Genomic DNA, 24266 nt, shown 5'->3' with positions numbered 1-24266 from the left:
AGCTCCCTCATTTAGCTCGTGGTACATCCGTTGAATGTCGGTCGCTCAAACCACATCCACACCCACATGAATCGCATCATGACGCCAGAACTCCAGGTCGCAGTCGATCAGGCGCTCATGCTGGTCATAGTTGACCCGGGCAATCCGCAAGCCGGGGCTGCCCACCGACACACGCAATGCGGCGGCGGCCTCCACCGGCAGTGAAGTCGGCACAATCTCGAAACGCACGCGGCCGTAATGCAGGTCGTACTTGCGGGCATACAACTCGGTCATCGACTGGTTCAGGTCGCACGCCAGAATGCCCGGGAAATACTGCGGGTTCAGGTAATGCTCCACATACAGCACCAAGCGCCCATCGATCCGCCGGCCCCGGCAGATCTGGATCACGCTCGACAACGCCGGCAACTGCAACCACGCACATACCGCCGCCGACGCCGGTTGCAGCCGCGCCGAAATCACTTCGGTCGACGCTACGCGCCCTTGTTCAGTGACCATCGCGTGAAAGTGGCTGCGCTGCATCAGGTTATAAGCCAGGCGCGGCGGCGAGACGAACCAGCCACGTCGCTCCTCGCGATAGATCTGGCCCTGGGCCTCCAGTTGTAACAAGGCTTCCCGCACCGTAATGCGGGTGGTACCAAACAACTCGCTGAGTTTGCGCTCGGCAGGCAATTTACTCGCAGGCGGCAACAGCCCGTGGACGATCTGCTCTTGCAGTGCCAGGCCGATGGATGTCACCGCCTTGATTGCCTCATCACGCATCAACGTTACCTATCTGGACTAGACCAGCACCGTTCAGGTGCATAAACCGGGCTGTATTCGGGCGTCTGCCGTTACCCGCCAGCCTAGGCATTACAGATGACCGACAGATGACAGTCCGTGCTGCCGCTTTACTCCACACCCTGCAATACATCGGCCAAGTCCAGGGGCTGCGGGCACTTGGGCATGGTCTACGCTGAGTCTGAAGTCAGCGACATAAACGCTTTAAAAACGACATCGACATGAAACTGTCATCCACCGAGCCTAAATTGGCTCAGGTATTGCTGACCTAGACCAACACCATCGCAATCGTTCGTAAAAACGCAGCGTTGAAAACGCCCAAAGGAGCTTCGGATGAAACAGCTTTTCCTGGCATCACTGTTAGGCTCGACCATTGCCATGTGCACCGCCGCCATGGCTGCTGATACCGATTTAAAAACGCTCGAAGCCGCCGCGAAATCGGAAGGCGCCGTCAACAGCGTCGGCATGCCCGATGACTGGGCCAACTGGAAAGGCACCTGGGACGACCTGGCCAAGACCTATGGCCTCAAGCACATCGACACCGACATGAGCTCGGCCCAGGAAATCGCCAAGTTCGCCGCCGAAAAAGACAACGCCAGCGCCGATATCGGTGACGTCGGCGCCGCCTTCGGCCCGATTGCGGTGAAACAGGGCGTGGCACAGCCGTACAAACCGACCACTTGGGCACAAGTGCCGGATTGGGCCAAAGATAAAGACGGCAACTGGGCCCTGGCCTACACCGGCACCATCGCCTTTATCGTCAACAAAAAACTGCTGCACGGCTCTGAAGCCCCAAAAAGCTGGGCTGACCTGAAAACCGGTAAATACAAAGTCTCTATTGGTGATGTGAGCACCGCCGCCCAAGCCGCCAATGGTGTGCTGGCTGCCGCCCTGGCCAACGGTGGCGACGAGAAAAACATCCAGCCTGCGCTGCTGATGTTTGCCGAGATCGCCAAGCAAGGTCGCCTGTCGCTGGCGAATCCGACCATCGCCACCATGGAAAAGGGCGAAGTCGAAGTGGGCGTGGTCTGGGACTTCAACGGCCTGAGCTACAAAGCCAAGATGGCTAACCCGGATGACTACGTGGTGCTGATCCCGTCGGACGGCTCGGTGATTTCCGGCTACACCACCATCATCAACAAGTACGCCAAGCACCCGAACGCCGCCAAGCTGACCCGCGAATACATCTTCAGCGACGCCGGCCAGACCAACCTGGCACGGGGCAATGCACGTCCGATCCGTGCCGAGCACCTGACCTTGCCGGCCGATGTACAGGCCAAGCTGCTGCCGAACGAGCAGTACAAGAAAGTCACGCCGATCAAAGATGCCGACGCGTGGGAGAAAACCTCCAAGGCACTGCCGCAGAAGTGGCAGGAAGAAGTCATCATCAATATGCAGTAAGGCTATAGACACATTGGATGTCCACTGGAGATCCAATGTGGGAGCGGGCTTGCTCGCGAAAGCGGTGGATCAGTGAAATAAGTATTGCCTGACACACCGCTTTCGCGAGCAAGCCCGCTCCCACAGTTTTGACCCCGTTCCTCAAGTGCAATTGAGTCAAGCCTATCGTCGCGGAGCGTCTCCCCCTATGAAGCACAACGTCATCCTTGTGGTGCTCGACGGCCTGAACTACGAGGTTGCCCGACATGCCATGGGGCATCTCCAGGCCTACATCGGCGCAGGACGCGCAGCGCTTTACAAACTGGAATGTGAACTGCCGGCCCTGTCCCGGCCGTTGTATGAATGCATCCTCACCGGCGTGCCGCCGATCGACAGCGGCATTGTCCACAACCATGTCTCACGCTTGTCCAACCAGCGCAGCGTTTTCCATTACGCCACCGATGCGGGTCTCACCACCGCGGCGGCGGCTTACCACTGGGTCAGCGAGTTGTATAACCGCACGCCTTTTGAAGCCGCCCGTGATCGTCACACCGACGACAAAGCGCTGGCGATTCAGCACGGGCATTTCTACTGGAATGACCACTACCCCGATTCCCACCTGTTCGCCGACGCCGAAAGCCTGCGGCTCAAGCACGCGCCGAACTTGCTGGTGGTGCACCCGATGAACATCGACGACGCCGGCCACAAGCACGGTCTGGACACCGCGCAATACCGCAACAGCGCGCGCTCGGCCGACATCATCCTCGCCGACTACCTGCAAGGCTGGCTCAACGCCGGCTACCAGGTGCTGGTGACCGCCGACCACGGCATGAACAACGACCGTTCCCATAACGGTGTGCTGCCGGAAGAACGCGAAGTACCGTTGTTCGTACTGGGCTCGGCCTTCACCTTCGACCCTGGCGCCATCCCGAAGCAAACCGACCTGTGCGGCACCGTCTGCGAACTGCTCGGCGTGCCCCACGACAAACCTGTATGCCGGGAGCTGCTGAAGTGAACGCCATCACCCGTGGCAAATGGCTGGCGATCCTGTGCCTGGTGCCGTTTGCGCTGTTCTTTATCGTGTTTGAAATCGCCCCGCTGGTGTGGGTGATGATCAACAGCCTGCAGTCGGAGGAATTCGGCTGGGGCCTGGCCAACTTCACCAAAATCTTCAGTTCGAAGTTCTACCTGCAAGCCATCCAGTACAGCCTGGAGATCAGTTTCTACTCCAGCGTGTTCGGGATCATCATCTCGGTGCTCGGCAGCTACTCGTTGCGCCGCGTGGATGGCCCACTGCGTAACTTCGTGACGGCCTTCGCCAACATGACCAGCAACTTTGCCGGCGTGCCCCTGGCCTTCGCCTTCATCATTTTGCTGGGCTTTAACGGCAGCATCACGATCATGCTCAAGCAGGCGGGGATCATTCAGGACTTCAACCTGTACTCCAAGACAGGCCTGATCATTCTGTACACCTACTTCCAGATTCCACTGGGCGTGCTGCTGCTCTACCCGGCCTTCGATGCCTTGCGCGAAGACTGGCGCGAATCGGCCTCGTTGCTCGGTGCCAGCAGTTGGCAGTTCTGGCGGCACATCGGCCTGCCGGTGCTCACTCCGGCCCTGCTGGGCACGTTCGTAATCCTGCTGGCCAACGCCCTCGGCGCCTATGCCACGGTGTATGCATTGACCACCGGCAATTTCAACGTGCTGCCCATTCGTATCGCGGCAATGGTTTCCGGCGACATCTCCCTGGACCCGAACATGGCCAGCGCCCTGGCCGTGGTGCTGGTGGCACTGATGACGGTGGTCACCGTCGTCCATCAACTGCTGCTCAAGAGGAGCTACCATGTCTCGCGCTGAAGCCGGCTCGGCCTCCGTCTACCATCGGGTAGTGGTGTACCTGTTATTTGCGATCCTGGTGTTGCCGCTGGTGGGCACCTTTGTCTACTCCATTGCCAGCAGTTGGTCGGCCACCATCCTGCCCGCCGGGTTTACCCTGAAGTGGTACGTGCAGTTGTGGAGTGACCCGCGCTTTCTGGCCGCCTTCGGTCAGTCGCTGTTGGTGTGCGTGGGTGCGCTGGTGTTGTCGGTGGTGCTGATTCTGCCGCTGCTGTTCGTGGTGCATTACCACTTTCCCAAGCTCGACGCGCTGATGAACATCCTGATCCTGCTGCCCTTCGCGGTGCCGCCGGTGGTGTCGTCGGTGGGCTTGTTGCAACTCTACGGCTCCGGGCCATTTGCGATGGTGGGCACGCCGTGGATCCTGATCGGCTGCTACTTCACCGTGGCCTTGCCGTTCATGTACCGCGCGATCACCAACAACCTGCAAGCGATCAACCTGCGCGACCTGATGGACGCCTCGCAGTTGCTGGGTGCCAGCACCTGGCAGGCGGCGATTTTTGTCGTGCTGCCAAACCTGCGCAAAGGCCTGATGGTGGCGCTGCTGCTGTCGTTCTCGTTCCTGTTCGGTGAGTTCGTGTTCGCCAACATCCTGGTGGGCACCCGCTACGAAACCCTGCAGGTGTACCTGAACAACATGCGCAACACGAGCGGCCACTTCACCAGTGCCATCGTCATCTCCTATTTCTTCTTTGTGCTGGTGCTGACCTGGGCCGCCAATATCTTGAACAAGGACAAAAGCCAATGAGCTTCGTCAGCGTCCAACACCTGCAAAAAGCCTACACCGGCACGCCGGTATTCAGTGATATCAACTGCGAAATCGCCAAGGGTGAATTCGTCACCCTGCTCGGCCCGTCCGGTTGCGGCAAGTCGACCCTGCTGCGTTGCATCGCCGGGTTGACCTCGGTGGACAGCGGCAAGATCCTGCTGGATGGCCAGGACATCGTGCCCTTGAGCCCGCAGAAACGGCACATCGGCATGGTGTTCCAGAGCTATGCGCTGTTCCCCAACATGACCGTGGAACAGAACGTCGCCTTCGGCCTGCGCATGCAGAAGGTCAACGCCGACGACAGCCACAAGCGCGTGCAGGAAGTGCTGCAACTGGTGGAACTCAAAGACCTCGCCGGCCGCTACCCGCACCAGATGTCCGGCGGCCAGTGCCAGCGTGTGGCACTCGCCCGCTCGTTGGTGACGCGCCCACGCCTGTTGCTGCTGGATGAACCGCTGTCGGCGCTGGATGCACGGATTCGCAAGCACCTGCGCGAGCAGATCCGCCAGATCCAGCGTGAGCTGGGCCTGACCACGATTTTCGTGACCCATGACCAGGAAGAAGCGCTGACCATGTCAGACCGCATTTTCCTTATGAACCAGGGCAAGATCGTACAAAGCGGTGATGCCGAGACCCTTTACACTGCGCCCGTGGATGTATTTGCCGCCGGTTTTATCGGCAACTACAACCTGCTCGACGCCGACAAGGCCAGCCAGTTGTTGCAACGGCCTATCAGCGGGCGCATCGCGATTCGCCCGGAAGCCATCGAGCTGAGCCGCAGCGGTGAGCTCGACGCGCTGGTACGCAGCCACAGTTTGTTGGGCAACGTGATCCGCTATCGCATCGAAGCGCGTGGCGTGGAATTGGTGGTGGACGTGCTCAACCGCTCGGCCGACGACCTGCACCCGGATGGCCAGCGCCTGGCACTTTCCATCGACCCCAGTGCCTTGTGTGAAGTAGCCTGACGCAACGATTGATTTGAGAGAGCGTGACCGATGGCATTGGTAATTTTTGATCTGGACGACACCTTGATCCACGGCGACTGCGCCACCTTGTGGAGCGAACAGATGGGCCGCCTGGGCTGGGTGGACCCCGCGTCGTTCATGCGCCGCAACGACGAACTGATGGCCGCCTACAGCCGCGGCGAGCTGGCCATGGAAGACTTCATGGACTTCAGCCTGGAGCCGATGATCGGGCGCACGCCGGAAGAGATCGAGCATCTGGTCGAACCGTGGGTGGAGGACATTATCGAGCCGCTGATCTACAGCGACGCCACCAAGACCATCGCCCGCCACCGCGCGAAGGGTGACCGGATCCTGGTGATCTCGGCCTCGGGCACGCACCTGGTCACGCCGATTGCGGCACGTATCGGGATTGATGAAGTGCTGGGCATTGACCTGGACGTCAGCCATGGCGTCTACAGCGGCAAGACCGTGGGCGTGCTGACTTACCGTGAAGGCAAGATCACACGGTTGCTGGCATGGCTCGAGCAGGAAGGTGAAAGCCTTGAAGACGCGTATTTTTACTCGGATTCGCGCAATGACTTGCCGTTGTTGCTGAAGGTCGATCATCCGCAGGTGGTGAACCCGGATCCGGTGTTGCGCGAGCATGCTGAAAAGGCTGGCTGGCCGATTCACCATTGGGTTTGACCGTTTGCATTGAAAACTCAATCCACTGTGGGAGCTGGCTTGCCTGCGATAGCGGTGCATCAGATGAAACATTCTTCATTGATACACCGCTATCGCAGGCAAGCCAGCTCCCACAGTGGTTGTATTTCTACTTGAGATCAGGCCAGGGTCTCGTCTATCACCAACACCAACTTGCCGGAAATCCGGTTGGTCGCAAGCTCGGCAAACGCCGCCTCGGCATCCTTGATCGGGAAGGTTTTGGCCAGTTGCGGGCTCAAGCGCCCCTCAACAAACAGCGGCCACACATGCTGGCTCAAGTCGCTGAACAGGTCTGCCTTGAACTGATCGCTGCGGCTGCGCAGGGTCGAACCCAGCAGCTGGATGCGCTTGCCCAGCACCTGTGCCAGGTCCAGTTGCGCATCACGGCCGCCCATCAAGCCGATCAATACCCAGCGCCCATCGAGGGCCAACAGCTTCAGATCCATCGCCGCATAATTGCCGCCGACCGGGTCGAGGATCACGTCGAACGGTCCGAAATCGCGCAGCCCTTCAATGCCGTCGGTACGCACCACGCCGCCCTGGGCACCGAGTGCTTCGCAGTAAGCCAGGCGTTCTGCCGAGCCGACGCTGACCCAGCACGGGCTGCCAAACGCCTTGCACAACTGGATCGCCGCCGAGCCCACGCCGCTGGCGCCGGCATGCAGCAAGACTTTTTCACCGGGCTTGAGGCCCGCCAACTGGAACAGATTCAGCCACGCAGTGCTGTACACCTCGGGCAACGCCGCCGCTTCGGTCAACGACAAACCTTCCGGCACCGGCAGCACATGACGGGCATCCACCACCACTTCTTCGGCCATGCCGCCCCCGGCCAGCAGCGCGCAAACGCGGTCGCCGACTTGCCAGGAAGAACCCGCGCCCACTTCGCTGATGACCCCGGAACACTCCAGGCCCAGCACTTGGCTGGCGCCAGGAGGTGGCGGATAGAGCCCCGCACGTTGTAATAAATCGGCGCGATTAAGGCCCGCAGCCGCCACACGAATACGGACTTGGCCTACATCGCAGGTAGGACTGGGTTCTTCCATCCACTCCACATGACCTTCAACGCCTTGCAATGCTTTCACAGTGCCTCCATAGTGAGTCTGGACTGAGCCCGTAGCTGTAGCGCCGGGCTTTTTGCATTATGCGACCGGATCATATGGAACCGGCTCCCTCAAAGACGGCCTAATATGCGTTATCAATTGCCCCCGCGTCGAATCAGCATGAAGCATTTGTTCCCCAGTACCGCCCTCGCTTTTTTCATTGGTCTCGGCTTTGCGTCGATGTCGACCAATACGTTCGCAGCCAACAGCTGGGACAAACTTCAGCCTGATCGCGATGAGGTGATTGCCAGCCTTAACGTCGTCGAGTTGCTCAAGCGCCATCACTACAGCAAGCCGCCGCTGGACGACGCGCGCTCGGTGATCATCTACGACAGCTACCTCAAGCTGCTGGACCCGTCGCGCAGCTACTTCCTGGCCAGCGATATCGCTGAGTTCGACAAGTGGAAGACCCAGTTCGACGACTTCCTCAAGAGCGGCGACCTGCAGCCTGCGTTCACCATCTACAAGCGCTACCTGGATCGCGTCAAAGCGCGTCTGGACTTCGCCTTGGGTGAGCTGAACAAAGGCGTCGACAAGCTCGACTTCACCCAGAAGGAAACGCTTCTGGTGGATCGCAAGGACGCGCCCTGGCTGACCAGCACCGCCGCCCTCGACGACCTGTGGCGCAAACGCGTCAAGGACGAAGTGCTGCGCCTGAAGATCGCCGGCAAAGAGCCCAAGGCCATTCAAGAGCTGTTGACCAAGCGCTACAAGAATCAGCTGGCACGTCTGGATCAGACCCGCGCCGAAGATATCTTCCAGGCCTACATCAACACCTTCGCGATGTCCTACGACCCGCACACCAATTATCTGTCGCCAGATAACGCCGAAAATTTTGATATCAACATGAGTCTGTCGCTGGAAGGCATCGGTGCCGTCCTGCAAAGCGACAATGACCAGGTCAAGATCGTGCGTCTGGTGCCGGCAGGTCCGGCCGACAAGACCAAGCAGGTTGCTCCGGCCGACAAGATCATCGGCGTCGCCCAGGGCGACAAAGAGATGGTCGACGTGGTCGGCTGGCGCCTGGACGAAGTGGTCAAGCTGATCCGCGGGCCGAAAGGCAGCGTGGTGCGCCTGGAAGTGATTCCGCACACCAATGCGCCGAACGACCAGACCAGCAAGATCGTGTCCATCACCCGTGAAGCGGTGAAGCTCGAAGACCAGGCCGTGCAGAAGCAAGTCCTCAACCTCAAGCAGGATGGCAAGGACTACAAACTGGGCGTCGTGGTGATTCCTGCGTTCTACCTGGACTTCAAAGCGTTCCGCGCCGGTGACCCGGACTACAAGTCCACCACCCGTGACGTGAAGAAAATCCTGACTGAGCTGCAGAAAGAGAAAGTCGACGGCGTGGTCATCGACCTGCGCAACAACGGCGGCGGTTCCCTGCAGGAAGCCACCGAGCTGACCAGCCTGTTTATCGACAAAGGCCCGACCGTGCTGGTTCGCAACGCGGACGGCCGTGTCGACGTGCTGGAAGACGAGAACCCGGGCGCGTTCTACAAAGGCCCGATGGCGTTGCTGGTCAACCGCCTCTCGGCTTCGGCTTCGGAGATTTTCGCCGGTGCCATGCAGGACTACCACCGCGCGTTGATCGTCGGCGGCCAGACCTTCGGTAAAGGCACCGTGCAGACCATTCAGCCGCTCAACCATGGCGAACTGAAGCTGACCATTGCCAAGTTTTACCGGGTTTCCGGGCAGAGCACCCAGCACCAGGGCGTATTGCCGGATGTGGATTTCCCGTCGATCATCGACACCAAGGAAATCGGCGAAAGCGCGCTGCCTGAGGCAATGCAGTGGGACACCATCCGCCCTGCGATCAAGCCGGCTTCGGACCCGTTCAAGCCGTACCTGACGCAGTTGAAGGCTGACCACGAGACCCGCTCCGCCAAGGATGCCGAGTTTGTGTTTATCCGCGACAAGCTGGCCCTGGCCAAGAAGCTGATGGAAGAAAAAACCGTCAGCCTCAACGAAGTCGATCGCCGTGCGCAGCACACCAGCATCGAAAATCAGCAGCTCGTGCTGGAAAACGCCCGCCGCAAGGCCAAAGGCGAAGACCCGCTCAAAGAGCTGAAGAAAGAAGATGAAGATGCGCTGCCGGCCGAGCCGGAAAAAACCAAGCCGGAAGACGACGCCTACCTGTCCGAGACTGGCCGGGTGTTGCTGGACTACCTGAAAATCAGCAAACAGGTGGCCAAGCAGTAAATGATGGCGATTTAATGTGAACGCTCCCCAGAGTGTCATCATATAGACATCATTCTGTCGTGAAATAAAGGGGCCGCAGGCGTTAAGCCTGCGGTCCTTTTTTTTCGATCGAGATCGCCATGACCATGACCGAACAGCTGAATGCATTGGGCTCAATCCTGGCTCAAGGCAGTTTACACAGCCTGTTCCAACCGATCATTTGCCTGTCCGAACGGCGTATCCTCGGCTACGAAGCGCTCAGCCGTGGCCCGTCAAACAGCCCCTTGCACTCCCCCGTCGCCCTTTTCAGCGTGGCCAGCCATGCCGGGCGCCTCAGCGAGCTGGAAATGGCCTGCCGCGAAAGCGCCTGCCGACGCTTCAGCGAGCAAAAGCTGCCGGGCAAGCTGTTCCTGAATATCTCGCCGGAGTCCTTGATGGAGACGGCGCATCAACCAGGCCGCACCTTACAGTTGTTGCGCGACTTCGGCATCCCGCCAAGCCAGGTGGTGATCGAACTCACCGAGCAAACACCCACCGACGATTTCGACCTGTTGCAAACCGCGTTGCACCATTACCGCGACATGGGGTTTGCCATCGCCCTGGATGACTTGGGCGCCGGGTATTCGAGCCTGCGCTTGTGGTCGGAACTGCGCCCGGACTACGTGAAAATCGACCGGCACTTTATCGACGGCATCCATCAGGATGCGCTCAAGCGCGAGTTTGTCGGCTCCATCCTGCAAATCGCCAAGGCATCCCGCGCCCAGGTGATTGCCGAAGGTATCGAGTTGCCGGAGGAGTTGGCGGTGCTGACCGAAATGGGTGTTGATCTGGTCCAGGGCTACCTGCTTTGTCGCCCCCAGGAACAACCGCCCCAGGAAGCGCGCCTGATGCTGCCCAAGCAGGACCACACCCATATCACCCTCAGCGAAGAAGGCAGCGACCTCAGCGCCTTGCTCAACGAACAACCGGCGGTGGATCAGGACACCGCCACCGCCCAGGTGCTCGAATCCTTCCGCCGTCAGGCCAACCTCAACTCCCTGGCCGTGCTGGATGGGCGCGGTCACCCGGTCGGCATCGTGCACCGGCATTCGCTGTCGGATGCGCTGCTCAAGCCGTTCGCCACCGACCTGTTCGCACGCAAACCCATCAGTCGCTTGATGAGCGATGACTTCCTGGCGGTGGAGTTGAGCCAATCCCTGCAACAGGTCAGCCGCCTGCTCACCAGCCGTGCGCGGCAACGCATCGAGGAAGACTTCATCATCACCCTCAACGGTGACTACCTGGGCCTGGGTCGGGTGATCGATGTGCTCAAGTTGATCACTGAGCTGAAGATCCAGCAGGCGCGTTATGCCAACCCGCTGACGCTGCTGCCGGGCAATGTGCCGATTCAGCAGTGCCTGACGCGGTTGCTGCAACAACAGCGCGAGTCGGTGATCTGCTACGTGGATATCGACAGCTTCAAGCCGTTCAACGATATCTACGGCTACGGGCGTGGGGATGAGGTGTTGTTGTGCCTGGCACAGTGCCTGAACGATCGGGTCGACCCCAGCCGCGACTTTGTCGGGCATATTGGCGGCGATGATTTTTTGCTGGTGCTGGGCCCGCAGGATTGGCGCAAGCGGCTCAACCAGTTACTGGATGACTTCCACACCCAATGCCGACGTTTCTACCGCGCCGAGCACCTGGACGCAGGTTGCTTCGTGGCGTTGAACCGCCAGGGCGCGCGCCAGGAATTCGCCTTGCTGTCGTTGTCGATCGGCGTGGTGCATTTATATCCACAGGCTTGTGCGCACCTGGATGCCAGCCAGCTGGCGGAGCTGGCCTCGCAAGCCAAGCACCAGGCAAAAGACATTGCCGGTTACAGCATCCATGTGATCGACAGCATGGACAGCCTGCACGCTTAGGCCTCGGCGGATTCCGGGTACTCGTACTCGAACACCCGCACCACTTCCGAAGCGTGCCAGGACGCAGCAGCCACACCGTCGGACGGCCCGCTGAAGCGCCCCAGGCGCTCCACACATTCAAAGAAACCGGTACGCGGCAAGCGGCTGGCGCCCTGGCTGATCACCAGCGAGCTGCGCAAAGGCTGCTCGGCCTTGGCGTCCAGCGCCGCCAGGTGCTCAAGGGCAGCGGCCAGGGTTTGCATGGCCGGCGTGGGAAATTGCAGGCGCTCCAGCAGCGCGCGGTAGGTGAGCAAATGGCGCTGCCGGCGTGCCTGGTCCAGTTCGTTGAGTAACCCATCCCAGTGTTGACGACTGATTCGAAGACTCAAGATTCATCCCTCCAACCTGCAACGCCCAATTCCCAGGCCAGGCTGCGGCGTATGGCGGCATCCGGCTGGCGTTCACCACTTTCAATCAATCCGAGGTACGAAGGGCTGATGCCCACGGTTCGGGCCAGGCTTTCAATGGCCAAACCCTTGGCCTCACGCAGGCCGCGCAGGTCCGCGAGCGGGCGCAAAGCCTGATCGGGCGCGACCTGAGTAGTAGAAGAAGGGGTGGCTACAGGCTGTTGCTGACCGGCAGCTTTTAGTAGCGCCTGGTACTGGTCCCATGGCAACACCGCATACTCGGGTGCGCCATCGCGTGAAATTATCTGAATATCCATGACTGCCCCGTAGGATAACAACACTTACTAAGTAAGTTCTTTCCTTAGAAGTGTAATCCTAACAGCCACAAAGGTCGCAGGGGGATATAAGCGTGTTCAGTTTTTTTGCGGGTTTTCCTCGGCCAGCAGCGCAGGCGTCGCAGGCAGCCGCTCAACCACGGCGAGTTTTTCCGGGCGCTGGGCGTCGCGCCAGGCGCGAAACGCGCTCAGTTCGCCGTCCAGGGTCTTCATGACCCATGCCAACACGGCAATGTCATCGAGCATGCCGAACATCGGGATAAAGTCCGGGATCGCGTCAATCGGGCTGAGAAAGTACATCAGCCCCGCCACTACCGAGATCAGCGCCTTGGGGCTGATGGCTCGGTACTCACCGCGCCAGTACGCCAGGCACAGGGCCTGGAGCAATTTGAGATCATCCTTGAGTTTACCCAGCCGGTTGCCCTGGCTTGAGCCTTTGGCGGCCACGGCAAACAGCAGGGTCGGCAAGCGCCCACGGCCGAGCAAGCGCGCGGCCATGGGCAGGAAGCGGGTGAAGTTGAAGGGTGGTTTCATCGGTCACTCCAGTTCCAGGCGACATAAAAGGTTATCCACACAAATTGTGGATAACCTTGTGAACAGAGCCTGTTTTATCGGCTGAAAGCCACGGGCTACAAGGCTTGCAGTCAGATCGGGCGTTTTTTGCGCACATGAAAAAAACCCAATAATTCATTGACTTGGCATGGATGTGCGGCTACCCGTGCTCGAGTGTTATATCAGACTGTTACAGGTTGGGGATGTTCGATTGGATTTGCAAAGGCGCAGATCAGCAAACGCCAGAAACAACAACGCCCCGTAAAAACGGGGCGTTGTGTGTTCAGGTGCCGATTACTTCTTGGCAGCTGGGGCCGCAGGTGCGTCAGGGGCTTCAGCCTTGGCTGGGTCCTTGATGGCCAGCAGCTCCAGGTCGAAAACCAGCACGGAGTTGGCTGGAATCGCCGGGCTCGGGCTCTGTGCGCCGTAGGCCAGGTCGGACGGGATGTACAACTCGACCTTCTCGCCCACGTGCATCAGTTGCAGGCCTTCGACCCAACCCGGGATCACGCCGCTGACCGGCAGGTCAATCGGGCTGCCGCGATCGACGGAGCTGTCAAAGGTGGTGCCGTTGGTGAGCTTGCCGGTGTAGTGAACAGTCACTACGTCGGTCGGCTTGGGCTGAGCGCCATCGGCCTTCTTCACGATCTTGTATTGCAGACCGGATGCGGTGGTGACTACGCCGTCTTTCTTGGCGTTTTCTTCGAGGAATTTCTTGCCGGCGGTTGCCGACTCTTCGCTCATTTTGGTCATGCGCTCTTCAGCACGCTTTTGCAGTGCGGCAAACGCTTCAACCAGCTCGTCGTCTTTGAGCTTCTGTTCTTTCTTGCCGACGGCATCTTCGATGCCTTGGGCTACCGCTTTGGAGTCCAGGTCATCCATGCCTTCTTGAGCAAGGCTTTTGCCCATGTTCAGGCCGATGCCGTAGGAAGCTTTCTGCGCCGGGGTTTTCAGCTCTACGCTGGTCTGCGAATCACAACCCGCAAGTACCAGGCTAACCAGGGCCACCGCCGCCGCCAACCGATGCTGTTTCATGCTATTTCCTTGTTCGTGCGCCAAAAGGGCATTCGAGTAAAGTCGCGAGCTTATCAGGCGGCCACGACCAATGGCTACCGGCATCTGAGCAGGAAACTTCTGATAAGTTCACGTGTTTAAAAGCATTTTCATTCATTATAGGGGCCCGCGAAGGATCGCGGGACCATTCGCAACCAGGCTGCTGGCCACTTGCCGCACCCGTGATGCAATGGCATAAGAACCCTACAACTCGACAAGGCCGAGACAAGGATAGCCATCTTGCGCATTTTTCCCCGTGTTTTACTCCTGATACTGCTCGCCCTGGGCCTGCTGCTGGCCGTGGTGCTCTATTACACCCTCAACCCCAAGCTGCCGGATTACGTGCCCGTGGAGCAGGTGCACTATCAGGAACAATGGAGCGAGGCCGATCGCCAGACCTACTACTTCACGCCCCAGGGCACCCAAGTAAAAGGCCTGCATTACGACTGGTTCACCGCCCTCGAACTGCCGTTTTCGGACCAGCGTTTTGCCACGCCCGACTACCTCGCACGCTTCGGTTTTCTGGTCGATCCCAAGCAAGTGCCCAGCGCACAAAACCCCGGCAACCTGCCCGTAGGCTTCGCCCGGCACCAGAACGCCGACAGCGAGGTGCAATACCTGGACATCACCTGCGCCGCCTGCCACACCGGCGAGCTGCACTTCAAAAACCAGGCGCTGCGCATCGACGGTGGCTCGGCCCAGCATGTGCTGCCGTCCAGCGTACCGACCTTGCGCGGTGGCAGTTTTGGCCAGGCCTTGGTGGCCAGCCTTGCCGCCACCTACTACTTGCCCTGGAAGTTCGATCGCTTCGCCCACAACGTGCTCGGCCACGACTATGACGACCACAGCAAGCAACAACTGCGTCAGGACTTCAAACAGTCGCTGAATCAGTTCCTCAAAATCGCCTGGAACGACACACACCGCGGCCTCTACCCTACCGAAGAAGGTCCGGGCCGCACGGACGCGTTTGGCCGTATCGCCAACGCCAGCTTTGGCGACGCCATCTCGCCGTCCAACTACCGGGTCGCCAATGCGCCGGTGGACTACCCGCACCTGTGGGATATCTGGACCTTCGACTGGGTGCAATGGAACGGCTCGGCCCAGCAGCCCATGGCACGTAACATCGGCGAGGCCTTGGGCGTGGGTGCGACCCTGGACTTTTTCGACGCAGCCGGCCAACCCCTTCAGGGCGATGCCCGCTACCCTTCCAGCGTGCGCGTGCGCGACCTCAACCGGATCGAAGAAACCCTGCAACGCCTCAAGCCGCCGACCTGGCCGCAAGACTTGTTCGGCGCCATCGACAAGCCCCTCGCCGCCCAAGGCCGTGCGCTGTTCGCCGAGAACTGCGCCGGCTGCCATGTGCCTGCCGTCACCCAGGAAAACGGCCGCCCGGTGCAGCAACTGAAAATGCTGCCCGTGGATTACATCGGCACCGACCCCGGCACCGCCAACAATATCGCCGAGCAACGCTATGACCTCAGCGCCCTGCAGTGGGACCCTGCCGAACTGGCCAGGCTCAATGTCGAGCTGCACCCAACGCCCACCGCACCGCTGGACCTGCACAACCTCTCCGTGGCCCAGGGCCTGGCCTACGTCACCGCCTTCGTCGAAGCACACGCCTACCGCGCCGCCGGTGTGACCCCGGCCGAGCGCCCCGGCCTGGACGGTTTCGGCCTGCCCATCGGCGTGCGTGAATTACGCGCCTACAAGGCCCGGCCGCTGGCCGGTGTGTGGGCAACGCCACCGTTCCTGCACAACGGCTCGGTGCCGACGATCTACCAATTGCTCTCGCCCCAGGACGAACGCAGCACCACCTTCTACAAAGGCACGTTCAATTACGACCCGCGTCATCTGGGCTTTGAAACGGCTGCGTTCAACAACGCATTTTTGTTCGATACAAAAATCACCGGCAACCACAACAGCGGTCACGAATTCCGTGATGGCAAGCGTGGCAACGGCGTGATCGGCCGTGGCCTGCTGCCGCAGGAACGCTGGGCGCTGCTGGAATACCTAAAAGTGCTGGGCGGCCCGCTGGAGCAAACACTGCCATGATTATCCGATCTCAATACAACCAACGTTCGCTGCTCGCACGCCTCTGGCTGCGCCTGGGCGCCTTCCTCGGTAAAACCCTGCTGTGGCTGCTGGGTTTGGGGCTGTTGGGCTGGCTGACCGCCACGGCCTGGTTCGCCTGGCAACACAACGGCCCGGTGTCGCCGGATGAACAGATCCCGCCCGATGAAGCAGCCATGACCCAAGGCATCATCCAGACTGCGGTGCGCATCGTCGATCAGCATCGCGAAGGCACGCGCTACCTGCGTGACGCGCATGCCAAGGCCCACGGCTGTGTCAAGGCCGAAGTCAGTGTGCTGGCGGACCTCGACCCGGCGCTGCGCCAAGGCGTGTTCGCCGAACCTGGCAAGACCTGGCAGGCGCAGATGCGCTTGTCCAACGGCAACGCCTACCCGCAGTTCGACAGCATCCGCGATGCGCGGGGCATGGCGATCAAACTGCTGGATGTGCCGGGCAAACAGTTGATGGCCGACCAACAAACGCGCACCGAACAAGACTTCGTGATGTTCAGCCACCCGAACTTTTTTGTCAGTGATGTGGCCGAATACGCGCAGAACATCGGCGCCCAGGCTGACGGCAAAAAGGTGCTGGCGTTCTTCCCCAAGGCCGACCCGCGCAGTTGGCAAGTGCGTCACCTGTTTATCGCCCTGGCCACCCTGGCGCCCGCACCCGCGAGCCCGACGCAAACGACGTATTTTTCAGTTTCACCCTACAAATTTGGCTCGGCAAATGCCAAGTTTCGTGTAGCGCCTGACCCACAGAGTTGCCCTGAGTATGTGCTGCCCAAGCAGAATCAGGACCTGCCGAACTTTCTGCGCAGTGCGCTGAACCAGCAGCTGTCCACCGACCGCGTGCCCGCGTGTTTCGTGTTGCAGATTCAGCGGCAGAACCCGCAGAAGTTCATGCCGATCGAAGACACCAGTATCGAATGGAAAGAAAGTGATGCGGCGTATGAGACCGTGGCCAAAGTACGGATTCCTGCGCAGGATTTTGATACGCCGGCGTTGAATCTTGCCTGTGATAATCAGTCGTTCAACCCGTGGTTCGGGCTTGAGGCGCATCGGCCGATTGGCGGGATTAACCGGTTGCGCAAGGCGGTGTATGAGGCGGTCAGCGATTATCGGCATAGCCGCAATTTGTGAGGTGATGATCGTTCTCACGCTCTGCGCGGGAACGATCGACTTCAAGCCGGCCATAAAAAATCCGTATAAATCCGAAGTTCCCCATAACGATTACGTCGCCTCTATTGAACAACTAAGCCCCAAACTCTACCGTCACTTCCTACCTCCAAAAACCGTAGGAAGTCATCGTGGAAAGTTCAACTTTGGGCATGGTCGTCCTGTCAATGATTGCGCTCTTCGGCACCGCCGCGTTTTGTTTCGAACACCTCGCCACCCGCAGCGAAAAGAAAAAAAAAGCCAAATAAGCTGAGCATCGAAATCAGCCGAACCCCAGACTTTCTGGGGATCTCCCGTCATTTGTGCCGGGGAGCTGTTCGCTTACTTGGGCTACGCCCTCATTCGCACAGCTATTGCTGGAGGTGTGGGGGCTGGATTACATCGACCGCCCGCATTATTTGCGCGTGCACATGGCGCACTTACGGCAAAAACTGGAGGCGGCCCCGGCGCAGCCGCAGCATTTTATTATCGAGTTGCAGGTGGGGTATCGGTTGATGGGAGTGAACGGATATTCAGCGCTGCCCCAATCCAAAGCATCACTAAAAGTCACTGACAAAAGTACACGCTCTATTTGACCGGCCAACTTAAACTCACGCGCGTTAGATATAGGAATTTTCCCAAATCAGCAAATCCACTTATAGAGCCTACTGCACTAACAGGCGCTACCGCAAAGAAATATCTCCTAATGGTTCGAATCTTCCAAAACGCTAAACCCTTTTCATAGACTGGCTGTGTTCAACCGAACCATTCTATACCGCTCGCTGCCAGGTGATTATTATGAACATTAACCCTCCTGTTCCAATGATGCCCCCGACCGTTACTCCGACGGAAAATCTACCAAGCCCGCACATTGACCCCGACACGCGCCCTGCCGCTGATACTTACTGGAGCGGTGTCGATAATTTGGCCACACGATCTTCACGCTGGATAGACAAGGACGGGAACGGAAAAATAGATATCGAAGTGGACTTTTCTGCAGGCCCGGGCAGCTACTTCAAAAAGCTGGGACTCACCGGCCACTCACAACTGAGCGCCGAGCAGAAACAGGAACTTATTGATCAAATGATCGATATCAGCCACGAAACAAATTTGGTATTCCATGACAAAGGCACACTGGAAAAACCTGACGGCACTATAAATTTTGGTAACTTCGCGCCGGTCCCATCGAACGGCAGAAACCTGGTTCAGGTCAACTTTCCGGAAAACACTTCCGCTCCACATAACCCAGATAAGCCGGACGAACCTGCTGAGGCCTATGTCAGGGGCGATGCGCGCAATTTAAAGGCCAACGGCCGTAATCGCGGCGGCCACGCGCTTGCTCACGCTCTGCTGCATGCACGGGGCTTGCCTCATCCGAATCCTGACGATAAGAGCAATAAACCTGCAAACCCTACAGACTCTCAAGGTTACAGCCTTCTCAGTTCTGTGCCGGAAACAGCAACAGGTCACGACTTTCAGGGCAATTACGTAACGCGAGCCCAACTGCATGATATGGCCGCACTACAACTAAGGTACGGCGCTAATAGTGAGAGCCGAGACAAATCACTGGAAACAGAATACGATGCAAACTTTATTACTCAAAGTGATACGGCCGTCACATTTACGATAGCCAGCGGGGACGGTCACGAAACGCTGCTGGCAGATAAAGATACACACGATCAACACATCAACTTGAATCACGGCACTTTCTCCAGCATTGGCGGGTTCACGAATAACGTCGCCATTACCCGCGGTACGCACATTGAAGACGTTGCAACAGGTTCGGGCACCAACAAGATTATTGCGAGCACCGTCACCAATTCAATTATTTTAGGCAGTGGCCAAAATACGGTTGTTTTTAACAACTCATGGGACTCTACGCCCCGAGATACCGATATCCTCCATCACTTTAAAAGCGGTACGGACAAAATAGATATCAGTGAATTTTCCCAAAAACTTTACAATGGAACATTTACTGGCGGAACCCCCCACTTAGATATTCAAAAGGCAGCGGATGGAGCATCCTATGTAAGGTACTGGAGCGTCTACAATCCCGCAGATCCTTCAGAACCTGATTTCAAAGTGCGTGCGGATGGCGTTCAAATGAGCGATATCATTACAAAGAAATAACAATCGGTAGAACACCTGCAGATAATGCTGTGTCACTAGCGTAGCCATCAGGAAGGCTGGAGAGCTAACTTAATTTTTGGCAAAAAAAAGCCCGCTCAATGAGCGGGCTTCTTGCGGTGACCTGGCGTTCAGTGTTCCAGGTGACCAAATATGGCGCAGCGGACGGGACTCGAACCCGCGACCCCCGGCGTGACAGGCCGGTATTCTAACCGACTGAACTACCGCTGCGCGTAACACTTGAAACGAATGGTGGGTGATGACGGGATCGAACCGCCGACATTCTGCTTGTAAGGCAGACGCTCTCCCAGCTGAGCTAATCACCCTTCGCTTCGGTGTGGGCGGCATAATACACCAAAAATCTGCAATGTCTTGATTTAAATGCAATTTATTTAAAATAATTTCTCTGGTGCCCTCCGCGCCCCGAAAAACGGGGCCTCAAGCCCCCAAATGCGAGTCTATTGCGTTTATACGCTGCTTGGCGGCACAATTAAAAACCATTCTCAATAACACCTGAGCCGCGCCAATGTCTGTGGGTGAACCGCCATTCCAACGGGAAATAACCCTGCTCTACAGTGAGCATCACGGCTGGCTGCTCAGTTGGTTGCGGCGCAAACTCGGTTGCCGCCAAAACGCAGCCGATCTGGCGCAGGACACGTTTGCGCGAATCCTCAATACCCGCGAATCCGTGGCAAGCATTCGTGAACCGCGTGCTTATTTAAGTACAACGGCTCGACGCCTGCTGATCGATCAGGCGCGGCGTAAGCAGATTGAGCAGGCTTACCTGCAAGAGTTGGCGCTCACGGTAGACGCGTTGGAAGGGTTTCAGTCGCCGGAGCAAATCCACACTACCCTGGAAGCCCTTGAGCACATCGCGTTTATTCTGGAAGGCATGCACGACTACTCGCGCCAGGCATTTGTGCTGTATTACCTGGAAGAGCTGACCCAACAACAAATCGCCCGCCAGCTCAAGCTGTCGGAACGCACCGTACGCAAATACCTGATCCAGGCACTGGTGCATTGCAGCCATAGCATGGACACCTGACCCGCGCATGCCTGACACCCACCAACAGATCGAAGAACAAGCCGCTCAATGGCTGCTGCGCCTGCACGAAGGGGACTTGAGCGAAGCCCAGCGCATGGCGTTCGAGCGCTGGAAGCAACAAGGCCCGCAATACGCCGCAGCCGCTGCGCGTATGGAGGCCGTGATTACCCGAATGCAGGCGTTGCGTGCGGAGAAATCACCGGCGCGGGCGGCACTCAACGCAGCATTTGCTCAACCAAAACCGCGGCGCGGCAAAAACGCGGTACGCGCCCTGCTGCTCGCGTGCAGCCTGGCGATTCCTGCGGCGGCGCTGCTCGTCAGCCCTTATCCACAACGGTGGATGGCCGATGTGCGTAACGGCCCCGGGCAGTGGCAAACCCTGCAACTGGCGGACGGCTCGACACTCACCCTGAACGGCATCAGCGCGGCGAACCTGCATTTCGATCAACAGCAGCGCCGGATTGAACTGCTGCAAGGCGAGATCCTGGTGGAAGTGGCTCATGACAGCGCACGGCCCTTTATCGTGCAGACTCCGCAAGGCACGCTGCGTGCCCTAGGCACGCGGTTTGTGGTCAAGCGTGAGGGTGACGTGACCGTACTGAGCATGTTGCAGTCGCGCGTGGCGGCGCACAGCACGAATGCCCAGGAGACCGTGGAAGTGGACGCCGGCTCGCAGGCGCTGATGAGTTCGAACGCAGTGCGCCTGAGCGGCCGCATCGACCCGGCCAGCGTCAACGAAGCCTGGCGCCGTCATCAGTTGGTGGTGGAAAACCGGCCGTTGCCCGAAGTACTGGATGAAATCGCCCGCCATCGAGCCGGCTATCTGCAATTTGATCGCGCCAGCCTGCAAAACCTGCGGGTGTCGGCAGTCGTTCCGCTGGATGACAGCGATCAAGCCCTGCAATTGCTGGCGCAGACCCTGCCGATCAAGGTTCGCCACTACACCGCCTGGCTGATGGTCGTGAGCCCTGAACCAGCGCCCAATAAATAATTATTCGCATTTGCTTCCGGTTTTTTCGGGGTTGCCCGTCAAGCAAGGTAATTCGACACGTAAAGGATTGCCCTGACCATGCACACCCCTTCTGACCCACGCGGGCGTTTTGGCCTGCTGAAAAGCGCGCCGCTTTCCCTGGCGATATTTGCCGCGCCCACCCTGAGTACTCACCTGGCACAGGCGGACACCGTCAACGTCGCCGCCCAAGCCTACGACATTCCCGCCGGGCCGCTGGGCACTTCGCTCAACCGCTTTGCCCAGCAAACCTCCGTGGCGATTGTGTTCCAGCCCCAGGCACTCGAAGGCCTGCAAAGCCCCGGGTTGAAGGGCAACTTTGCCACCCAGGACGGCTTTGACCGATTGCTGCAAGGCAGTGGCTATCGTGCCGTTAAGGTTGCCCAAGGGTACGCGCTGCAGGCCATTGCGACGGCCAGCAGCGACACCATGGAGCTAGGCCCCACCGAGGTGACTGCCACCCAACTGGGTAACGTCACCGAAGGCACCGGTTCCTACACGCCCGGTACGATCGCCACCTCGACGCGGTTGATACTGACGCCCAAACAGACCCCGCAATCGGTGAGCGTGGTCACCCGCCAACACATGGATGACTTCGGCCTGAACAACGTCGACGACGTGATGCGCCATACTCCAGGCATCACCGTGTCGGCCTTCGACACCGAGCGCAGCAACTATTACGCGCGCGGCTTTTCCATCAATAACTTCCAGTACGACGGCATTCCTTCGACCGCGCGCAACGTCGCCTACTCGGCGGGCAACACCCTCAGCGACATGGCGATCTACGACCGCGTAGAAGTGCTCAAAGGCGCCACCGGCCTGCTCACCGGCGCCGGCTCACTGGGTGCGACGATCAACCTGGTGCGCAAAAAACCCACCGCCGATTTCCAGGGCCACGCCACCCTCGGTGCCGGCTCGTGGGACAACTACCGCAGCGAACTGGACGTGAGCGGCCCGATGACCGACAACGGCAATGTGCGCGGCCGAGCCGTCGCGGCCTATCAAGACAAGCGCTCGTTCATGGACCGCTACTCGCGCAAGAGCCCGACGTACTACGGCATCATGGAGTTCGACCTGTCACCCGACACCTTGCTGACCGTGGGCGGCGACTATCAGGACACGTTGCCGACCGCCTCGTCGTGGTCCGGCAGCTTTCCGCTGATCAACTCTCAGGGCGAACGCAACAGCGTCAAGCGCTCGTTCAACAACGCCGCCAACTGGAGCAGTTGGGAGCAATACACCCGCACCGTGTTCGCCATGCTTGAACACGACCTGGGTAATGGCTGGGTCGGCAAGCTGCAACTCGATCACAAGATCAACGGCTACCACGCGCTGATGGGCTCGATCCAGGGCGACCAGCCACAGCCCGACGGCACGGCCAACCTCACCTCCGGCAAATACACCGGTGACACCGTCAGCGACTCGGCCGACCTGTATGTGAGCGGCCCGTTCAGCCTCGGCGGGCGCGAGCATGAGTTGGTACTGGGCGGCTCCATCAGCGCATCGCAGTGGAAAGGCAAGGGTTACTGGAACCTGGCCACCAATACCGTCGACTTCAACCACTGGCGCGGCCACGCCACGATCCCGGATTGGGGCAGCGCGCAATCACTGATCGACGACACCGTGCGCCAGACCGGCGCCTATGTCACCACGCGCTTGAACCTCGCCGACGACCTCAAGCTGCTGCTGGGCGGGCGCGTGGTCAACTACCAGGTCACCGGCAATAACCCGAGCTACCGCGAGTCCGGGCGTTTCGTGCCGTATGTGGGCGCCATTTATGACTTGAACCACACCTACTCGGTCTACGCCAGCTACACCGATATTTTCATGCCCCAGGAAAACTACAACCGCGACCGCGAGAACAAGCTGCTTGAACCGGACGAGGGCCAGAACTGGGAATTTGGCCTCAAAGCCGACTTCCTCGACGGCCGCCTGAACGCCAGCGCCGCCTACTTTGAAATCCACGAATCCAACCGTGCGCTCTCCGACGACGAGTACAACAACCAGACGCCGATACCGTCCAACTACGCTTATAAAAGCAGCAAGGCGGTGACCAAGGGCTACGAAGTGGAAGTGTCCGGCGAGATTGCGCCAGGCTGGCAGTTGCAGGCAGGGTACACCCACAAGGTCGTGCGCGATGACAAGGACGTGAAGATCTCCACCTTCGAGCCCGAGGACCAGGTCAAGCTGTACACCACCTATAAACTCAAGGGCAACCTGGACAAGCTCACCGTCGGCGGCGGCGTGCGCTGGCAAAGCGTGGGCTGGCAGGATATCTACAACAACCCGCACAAGGGTTATGAAGAGTTCTCCCAGGACGCTTATTGGCTGGTGGACCTGATGACCCGCTACCAGGTCACCAAGAACCTGTCGGCGACGCTGAACCTCAACAATATCTTCGACAAGTCCTACTACACCAATATCGGTTTCTATAACTCCGCCGCGTATGGTGAGCCGCGCAACGTGATGGTGACAACGCGTTGGGATTTCTGATCGTCCCATAAAAAACGCCGCCGATCATCGGAAATGATCGGCGGCGTTTTTTCGGTTTTACAAACCCCGGACAGCAAAAAGCCCGCTCAATGAGCGGGCTTTCTGTGGTGACCTGGCGTTCAGTGTTCCAGGTGACCGAATATGGCGCAGCGGACGGGACTCGAACCCGCGACCCCCGGCGTGACAGGCCGGTATTCTAACCGACTGAACTACCGCTGCGCGTAACACTTGAAACGAATGGTGGGTGATGACGGGATCGAACCGCCGACATTCTGCTTGTAAGGCAGACGCTCTCCCAGCTGAGCTAATCACCCTTCGCTTCGGTGTGGCGCGCATTCTACGGAGCGACCCTAAGTCTGGCAAGC

The 24266-nt window shown here is 59.0% G+C and carries 20 protein-coding genes, 4 tRNA genes and 1 pseudogene; 15 read left to right on the top strand and 10 right to left on the bottom strand.

What is annotated here, in order from left to right:
- Positions 1–45: 45 nt before the first annotated feature.
- Positions 46–759: a UTRA domain-containing protein gene (locus BFP92_RS26160; RefSeq protein WP_065931730.1), complete on the bottom strand. Its 714-nt coding sequence runs from the start codon at positions 757–759 to the stop codon at positions 46–48.
- 351 nt (positions 760–1110) lie between these two features.
- Here BFP92_RS26160 and BFP92_RS26155 point away from each other — a divergent pair, with 351 nt between their 5' ends.
- The 6 genes from BFP92_RS26155 to BFP92_RS26130 all read left to right on the top strand — a co-directional run bounded on the left by BFP92_RS26155 (position 1111) and on the right by BFP92_RS26130 (position 6471).
- Complete coding sequence (locus tag BFP92_RS26155; protein WP_056859668.1) at positions 1111–2178, top strand: ABC transporter substrate-binding protein; 1068 nt, start codon at positions 1111–1113, stop codon at positions 2176–2178.
- 187 nt (positions 2179–2365) lie between these two features.
- Positions 2366–3172, top strand: coding sequence for an alkaline phosphatase family protein (locus BFP92_RS26150; RefSeq protein WP_065931729.1), 807 nt, complete (start codon positions 2366–2368; stop codon positions 3170–3172).
- Entirely contained in the window at positions 3169–4014 is an 846-nt protein-coding gene (locus BFP92_RS26145; RefSeq protein WP_058420134.1) for an ABC transporter permease, read from the top strand. The genes BFP92_RS26150 and BFP92_RS26145 overlap by 4 nt, the downstream gene beginning before the upstream one ends.
- The gene (locus BFP92_RS26140) at positions 4001–4801 is read left to right on the top strand and encodes an ABC transporter permease (protein WP_056859665.1); all 801 of its coding nucleotides are present in this window, start codon (positions 4001–4003) and stop codon (positions 4799–4801) included. Before BFP92_RS26145 ends, BFP92_RS26140 begins: the two co-directional genes overlap by 14 nt.
- Positions 4798–5787, top strand: coding sequence for an ABC transporter ATP-binding protein (locus BFP92_RS26135; protein ID WP_056859664.1), 990 nt, complete (start codon positions 4798–4800; stop codon positions 5785–5787). The genes BFP92_RS26140 and BFP92_RS26135 overlap by 4 nt, the downstream gene beginning before the upstream one ends.
- 30 nt (positions 5788–5817) lie before the next feature.
- Positions 5818–6471, top strand: a complete 654-nt coding sequence (locus BFP92_RS26130; RefSeq protein WP_065931728.1) for an HAD family hydrolase — start codon at positions 5818–5820, stop codon at positions 6469–6471.
- 137 nt (positions 6472–6608) lie between these two features.
- Here BFP92_RS26130 and BFP92_RS26125 read toward each other — a convergent pair whose 3' ends face one another.
- A complete protein-coding gene (locus BFP92_RS26125) occupies positions 6609–7571 on the bottom strand; it encodes a zinc-binding dehydrogenase (RefSeq protein ID WP_065931727.1) in 963 nt (320 codons plus the stop codon).
- Between the two features lie 105 nt (positions 7572–7676).
- Between BFP92_RS26125 and BFP92_RS26120 the strand changes: the two genes are divergently transcribed.
- On the top strand, positions 7677–9791 hold the full coding sequence (locus tag BFP92_RS26120) for a carboxy terminal-processing peptidase (protein ID WP_065931726.1): 2115 nt from the start codon (positions 7677–7679) through the stop codon (positions 9789–9791).
- Between the two features lie 119 nt (positions 9792–9910).
- Complete coding sequence (locus tag BFP92_RS26115; protein WP_065931725.1) at positions 9911–11674, top strand: bifunctional diguanylate cyclase/phosphodiesterase; 1764 nt, start codon at positions 9911–9913, stop codon at positions 11672–11674.
- Here the strand turns inward: BFP92_RS26115 and BFP92_RS26110 are convergent.
- From BFP92_RS26110 to BFP92_RS26095, 4 genes are all read right to left on the bottom strand, one after another.
- Positions 11671–12042, bottom strand: coding sequence for a hypothetical protein (locus BFP92_RS26110; RefSeq protein ID WP_005786715.1), 372 nt, complete (start codon positions 12040–12042; stop codon positions 11671–11673). The two genes, BFP92_RS26115 and BFP92_RS26110, sit on opposite strands and share 4 nt — an antisense overlap.
- A complete protein-coding gene (locus BFP92_RS26105; RefSeq protein WP_065931760.1) occupies positions 12039–12377 on the bottom strand; it encodes a helix-turn-helix domain-containing protein in 339 nt (112 codons plus the stop codon). The genes BFP92_RS26110 and BFP92_RS26105 overlap by 4 nt, the downstream gene beginning before the upstream one ends.
- 96 nt (positions 12378–12473) lie before the next feature.
- Positions 12474–12929 carry a YkvA family protein gene (locus tag BFP92_RS26100; RefSeq protein ID WP_065931724.1) on the bottom strand — a complete coding sequence of 152 codons (456 nt, stop codon included), beginning with the start codon at positions 12927–12929 and terminating at the stop codon, positions 12474–12476.
- Positions 12930–13241: 312 nt separating this feature from the next.
- Positions 13242–13982 carry a BamJ family beta-barrel-assembly machinery protein gene (locus BFP92_RS26095; RefSeq protein WP_064451669.1) on the bottom strand — a complete coding sequence of 247 codons (741 nt, stop codon included), beginning with the start codon at positions 13980–13982 and terminating at the stop codon, positions 13242–13244.
- 258 nt (positions 13983–14240) lie between these two features.
- Here BFP92_RS26095 and BFP92_RS26090 point away from each other — a divergent pair, with 258 nt between their 5' ends.
- From BFP92_RS26090 to BFP92_RS26080, 4 genes and pseudogenes are all read left to right on the top strand, one after another.
- Positions 14241–16052, top strand: a complete 1812-nt coding sequence (locus BFP92_RS26090; protein ID WP_065931723.1) for a di-heme-cytochrome C peroxidase — start codon at positions 14241–14243, stop codon at positions 16050–16052.
- Positions 16049–17212 carry a catalase family protein gene (locus BFP92_RS26085; protein ID WP_065931722.1) on the top strand — a complete coding sequence of 388 codons (1164 nt, stop codon included), beginning with the start codon at positions 16049–16051 and terminating at the stop codon, positions 17210–17212. The genes BFP92_RS26090 and BFP92_RS26085 overlap by 4 nt, the downstream gene beginning before the upstream one ends.
- A gap of 383 nt (positions 17213–17595) precedes the next feature.
- A pseudogene (locus BFP92_RS32370) lies at positions 17596–17751 on the top strand (winged helix-turn-helix domain-containing protein); the annotation flags it as partial.
- 274 nt (positions 17752–18025) lie between these two features.
- Positions 18026–19357 (top strand): M10 family metallopeptidase C-terminal domain-containing protein, encoded by a 1332-nt coding sequence (locus BFP92_RS26080; RefSeq protein WP_065931721.1) that lies wholly within the window; start codon positions 18026–18028, stop codon positions 19355–19357.
- Between the two features lie 151 nt (positions 19358–19508).
- On the opposite strand, the gene BFP92_RS26075 is transcribed toward BFP92_RS26080, so the two are convergent.
- Together BFP92_RS26075 and BFP92_RS26070 are read right to left on the bottom strand one after the other, a co-directional pair.
- Positions 19509–19585 (bottom strand) — tRNA-Asp (locus BFP92_RS26075).
- A 19-nt stretch (positions 19586–19604) separates the two neighbouring features.
- A tRNA-Val gene (locus tag BFP92_RS26070) sits at positions 19605–19680 on the bottom strand.
- 200 nt (positions 19681–19880) lie between these two features.
- Here BFP92_RS26070 and BFP92_RS26065 point away from each other — a divergent pair.
- The 3 genes from BFP92_RS26065 (at position 19881) to BFP92_RS26055 (ending at position 23901) form a co-directional block, all read left to right on the top strand.
- Entirely contained in the window at positions 19881–20399 is a 519-nt protein-coding gene (locus BFP92_RS26065; RefSeq protein WP_065931720.1) for a sigma-70 family RNA polymerase sigma factor, read from the top strand.
- Positions 20400–20406: 7 nt separating this feature from the next.
- A complete protein-coding gene (locus tag BFP92_RS26060) occupies positions 20407–21390 on the top strand; it encodes a FecR family protein (protein WP_065931719.1) in 984 nt (327 codons plus the stop codon).
- Positions 21391–21468: 78 nt separating this feature from the next.
- The gene (locus BFP92_RS26055; protein WP_065931718.1) at positions 21469–23901 is read left to right on the top strand and encodes a TonB-dependent siderophore receptor; all 2433 of its coding nucleotides are present in this window, start codon (positions 21469–21471) and stop codon (positions 23899–23901) included.
- Positions 23902–24043: 142 nt separating this feature from the next.
- Here the strand turns inward: BFP92_RS26055 and BFP92_RS26050 are convergent.
- Both BFP92_RS26050 and BFP92_RS26045 read right to left on the bottom strand, forming a co-directional pair.
- Positions 24044–24120 (bottom strand) — tRNA-Asp (locus BFP92_RS26050).
- Positions 24121–24139: 19 nt separating this feature from the next.
- A tRNA-Val gene (locus tag BFP92_RS26045) sits at positions 24140–24215 on the bottom strand.
- Positions 24216–24266: the final 51 nt, after the last annotated feature.

It is taken from the genome of Pseudomonas sp. 58 R 3, assembly GCF_900006605.1.
GTDB lineage: Bacteria > Pseudomonadota > Gammaproteobacteria > Pseudomonadales > Pseudomonadaceae > Aquipseudomonas > Aquipseudomonas salomonii.
The sequence above is the reverse complement of the archived record's forward strand: the minus strand, read 5'-3'. Positions and strand labels throughout refer to the sequence as shown.